This window comes from Halorubrum sp. AJ67, assembly GCF_000513435.1.
Genome location: NZ_CBVY010000003.1, coordinates 160046 through 162588, shown reverse-complemented (window position 1 = coordinate 162588; position 2543 = coordinate 160046). Strand labels below are relative to the sequence as shown.

The 2543-nt window shown below is 69.7% G+C and carries 2 protein-coding genes and 2 pseudogenes; 2 read left to right on the top strand and 2 right to left on the bottom strand.

Annotated elements, in window-relative coordinates; genetic code table 11:
• A partial coding sequence (locus BN903_RS04445; protein WP_048076575.1) for a nucleotide exchange factor GrpE occupies window positions 1-499 on the top strand: 499 nt, incomplete at its 5' end.
• Window positions 500-525: 26 nt separating this feature from the next.
• On the opposite strand, the pseudogene surE reads toward BN903_RS04445, so the two are convergent.
• A pseudogene (gene surE, locus BN903_RS15570) lies at window positions 526-1319 on the bottom strand (5'/3'-nucleotidase SurE).
• Between the two features lie 119 nt (window positions 1320-1438).
• Between surE and BN903_RS04440 the strand changes: the two are divergent.
• On the top strand, window positions 1439-1756 hold the full coding sequence (locus BN903_RS04440; RefSeq protein ID WP_048076574.1) for a DUF5798 family protein: 318 nt from the start codon (window positions 1439-1441) through the stop codon (window positions 1754-1756).
• A 620-nt stretch (window positions 1757-2376) separates the two neighbouring features.
• Here BN903_RS04440 and BN903_RS04435 read toward each other — a convergent pair.
• Window positions 2377-2543: pseudogene (locus BN903_RS04435) on the bottom strand (acetyltransferase); the annotation flags it as partial.

Below are 2543 nucleotides of genomic sequence, written 5' to 3'. Positions count from 1 at the left end.
CGCGCTCGCCCGCGAGGTCGCGGCGCTGGAGGCGGAGCTGTCCGAGACCCGCGGGGCGCTCCGCGAGCGCGACGAGGAGGTCGAGGAGCTGACGAGCAAGCTCGCCCGCGTGAAGGCGGACTTCAGCAACTACAAGGAGCGCGCGAAGCGGAAGCAAGCGGAGATCCGCGAGCGCGCCTCCGAGGCGCTCGTCGAGCGGCTCGCCCCCGTCCGCAACGACCTCCTGCGCGCGCTCGATCAGGAGGAGGGGAGCGACCTTCGGCCCGGCGTCGAGTCGACGCTGGAGAAGTTCGACGAGGTGCTCGCCGAGGAGGGCGTCGAGTCGATCGAGCCGGATCCGGGCGAGGCGGTCGACCCCGCGCGCCATCAGGTGATGCTCCGCGTCGACAGCGATCGCCCGGAGGGGTCGATCCACGAGGTGTACGAGCCGGGCTACGAGATGGGCGACCGCGTGCTGAGCGAGGCGAAGGTGACCGTGAGCACCGGCGACGGGGAGTAGGCGCGACGCGTCGCGAGGGCTGCTTTTTACGACCGAACGGCGGCCTCGTAGGCCTCGACCAGTTCGTCGAGGCCCGCGTTCGGTTCGGCGCGTGCGGGACCGACAGCGGCGACGCCGAGACCTCGCCGTCGACGACCGCCCGGCGGTCGGTCCCGACCGGGTCCGGCACGTCGCCGTCGTTCATCAGGCCCCAGATCGGGTCCGAAAAGCCGACGCGACCGTCGCCGTTCCGCTCGGCGCGCATCCCGTACCACGTCGAGGGCGTCGTGACGCGGAGCGGCGCGCGCGCTTCGTCCGCTATCGGCGCGTTGACGTTGAGGTAGTCCGCGCGCTCGAACACCCCGGCATCGACCGCCTCGTCGAGGAGGAACTCGGTCGCGCGGGCCGCGTGGGCGAAGTCGTCGGTCTCGAACTCGCGTTTCCACCAGTCGTCGCCGCCGGGCACGTACATCGAGGTCGCGACCGCCGGGACGCCGAAGAACGTCGCCTCGACCGCCGCGGAGACGGTTCCCGACCGCCCGAGCGTGTACGCCCCGAGGTTCGCGCCCTCGTTACAGCCGGCGACGACCGCGTCCGCGTCGGGGACGAGTTCGCCGAGGCCCGCGACGACGCAGTCGACGGGAGTCCCGCCGACCACGTAGCCCAGGTCGTGCTCGTCGACGGCGACGTCGTCGGAGAGGAGGCGGCCGACCGAGGACTGGTCGTCGGCCGGGGCGACCACGGTCACCGCGTACTCCTCCGCAAGCGCGTCGTAGAGCGCTCGGAGTCCGGCGGCGTCGACGCCGTCGTCGTTGGTCAACAGGATCCGGTCGACGCTCATACCCGTTTCACGGGCGAGTCGGGCAAAAGTCCACCGTCGACCGGGGGCGGGTGCCGGGAGGCGCGGGCCGTCCCGTACCGAACGGAAAGGCACACGTATCGCCGGGCCGAGCGTCCGGTATGGGATTCGGGGACACCGCCAAGAAGATCCAGACGCTCGCCGACCGCGCGGAACGGACCTACAAGAAGATCAGCGAACTCCGCGACGAGGTCGACGAGACGCAGGAGACAGTGATAGACACCTCCGAACGCGTCAAGACGCTCGAAAACGAGATGGCCGAACAGCGGGCCGTCCTCGACGCCGTCGCCGAGGAGGTCGGCGTCGACTTGGAGCGCGTGAGCACCGAGGCGCACATCGCTGACGCCGAGGAGTCGGCGACCGACGACGGCGACGCGGACGACACGGACGACGCGGAGCGCGGCAACGATCGCTTATAAGGAATGATGCGGTCGGCGCGTGCCTGCGAGCGGTCGCCACCGGGGACCGCGAGTAGGGAGAGACCGGAGGTCTCTCTGATAGCCGGCGGCGAAGCCGCCGGCGACAGCACCGCGCGAGGGAGTCGGCCGGCGCTTATAAGCGCCGGCCGACGAGGCTGGGGAGGCGTGAGGTGCTGTGCGGTGCGGGGCGGGGCGGGACTCGAAGGGGCAGTCGCGAGGCGGGCGCAGGCGAAGTAAGCACCGCAAGGAGTGAGCGAAGCGAACGACTGAGGAGCGCAGCGAGCGTGCGCCCGCCTCGCGGCTGGGGCTTCGGCGGTCTCCACGTCGATAACTGATTTATGAGCAATCACAGCATCGTACAGCCGAGCGGCTGGGGCTTCGGCGGTGTTCACCGTCGGTCCGTAGTCAACGGCTTATAAGTAAGCGACTGGGGCTTCGGCGGTGTTCACCGTCGATCCGGAGTCAGCGGCCTATAAGTGAGCGGCTGGGGCATTGGTGGTCTTTACCATGGACACGTCGATTGCTTATAAATAGCGGACAGCAACACCAAAATCTGATTTATAAACAACCACCCCAGCAACGTGCGGGACCCACTCCCGCTATCGATCGAGATGATCCGTTCAGTCGCCGCCCTCGGCCGCACCGCTCTCCCCGTCCGCCCGCGAGACGACCTCGGCCGGAACCCCCGCGACGGTCGCACCGGGCGGCACATCTTCGGCAACGAGCGAGTTCGCGGCGACGCGCGCACCCTCGCCGACGGTGACGCCCGGGAGCACGACCGCTCCCG